General features: G+C 37.8%; 1 protein-coding gene. It reads left to right on the top strand.

Translation table 11 applies throughout. From position 1 onward, the window contains the following. Nucleotides 1–131 precede the first annotated feature (131 nt). The gene (locus H9631_RS22070) at nt 132–1,490 is read left to right on the top strand and encodes an IS110 family RNA-guided transposase (RefSeq protein WP_191816604.1); all 1,359 of its coding nucleotides are present in this window, start codon (nt 132–134) and stop codon (nt 1,488–1,490) included. Nucleotides 1,491–1,713 lie beyond the last annotated feature (223 nt).

Here is a 1,713-nt window from a genome sequence, read left to right on the forward strand (position 1 = left end):
ATAGAATTTTATAATTTCCTGGTGTATGAAATAATGATTTCAGACACAAAAAAGTCCCATGACTATGTTACGATTTGAGTACTTAACCAAGTTTACTCAATCACCCACCCAACCAAAGGAGGTCATAGTCAATGAGACTACTTAATGGTAAACAAGGTTTAAGAAGAAGTCAATTCGCAAAAGAACTTAAAGGTGCCGATTTAGAAAAAGTATTAATCGTTCCTATCGATACTTCAAAGGTTTTACAGAAAGCAATGGTCATGAATTACTTTGGCGATATTGTCCAAGCTCCTTTTGCCTTTATGGTCAGTCAGACTGGAATGAAGTTCCTTATCCAAAAGATGGAGGAAGCGAAGCGAGTATGCCAGGCTGAACGAATTTTTGTAGGCATAGAAGCCACTGGTCATTATTACGAAGATATTGTTCGTATTTTAACATCTGAAGGTTTTTCTGTTCACATTATTAATCCTGCTTCCACCCATGAAGAGCGAAAACAACACCTTACTTATACAAAAACGGACGACATCGATTTATACCTGATTGCCGAGGTGTTGGTGGGTAATAAAGCAACGAATGCCAAGCTTTCTTCCGGTGAATATAGAAAGCTCCAAAATCTTACCCGAGCTAGAAGAAATGAAGTTAATAAGCGCTCACGAATCAAAACAGAGATCCGTACCCTACATGACCATATCTGGCGTGAATACCAAGGATACAGCGTTTTGGAGGAAGGTAAAGTTAAGACGAAAATGATATTTAGTGACTTTTGGGGGAAGTCGAGTTTGCATATACTTTCCCACTACCCTCACGCTTCCAATATTCTTGAGCTTGGAGAAATAGGTTTAAAGAGAATTTCTAAAGAACATAATTTAAAGATACGCAAAACAACGATAAAAAAGCTTCTTTTCGCTGCCATTGAAAGTGTATCTAAATCTTTAGAAGACCTCTCTAGTGAGCTTTTTCTTTTGAAACAGAAATTAAAAGACTATGAATGGCATACGCAAAACATTCAAACCTATGAGCAGGAAATTGAACGTATTTTCATCAATACAGATGGTTTGTTTCTCCTTACTGTTCCAGGAATCGGACTAGTCACAGCGGCAGAAATTTATTGCGAAATGGGCGACCTTACTCACTATACAAGTGCGAATCAGCTCATAAAAAAGGCCGGAACAAACCCTGTTATTAAGCAATCTGGTAAAGGAGAAGGTTATCATGGCCGTATTTCCAAGCAAGGCAACGCGAATTTGCGTAGAGCTGTTTATTCTGCCGGTAAAAGCCTTTCTATCCATAATGAAGCACTAAAACCTTTCTATGCTCGTTTAAAAGAAAAAGGGAAAAAAGCAGGTTCTGTATACATTGCGATGGGAAATAAGTTCCTAAAAATTGCTTTTGCGATGTTAAAAAATAAAAAACCATTTGAGTGGAATAACTCCACTTTTAATTACAAAGAAGAAGTATTTAAAAAGTTATCACTACCAATAGCTGCTTAAAAACAAAGTTAATAGGTGCCATCCTTTTGGTTCGAGTGGAGATCGGATCTATTTTCCTGAGGCCCTGACCTCGATGTTTAGCTTTATCCCACTCGTCCTGTAAATGCGGATCAGTACGTTAATTTAAATCTTGTACTCAATGCCAGATTGCATCAATGCAGGCCAAGAAAAGCGAGTGTATGCCCCTTCTGAATCAAGAAGATGGCACCTGTTTCATAAAAAC

Source organism: Bacillus norwichensis (genome assembly GCF_014836955.1).
In the GTDB taxonomy this organism is placed as follows: Bacteria; Bacillota; Bacilli; order Bacillales; family Bacillaceae_C; genus Siminovitchia; species Siminovitchia norwichensis.

Excerpts from the sequence above, each read along its gene's own strand:
- H9631_RS22070 (WP_191816604.1), top strand. The coding sequence starts at position 132 with ATGAGACTACTTAATGGTAAACAAGGTTTAAGAAGAAGTCAATTCGCA.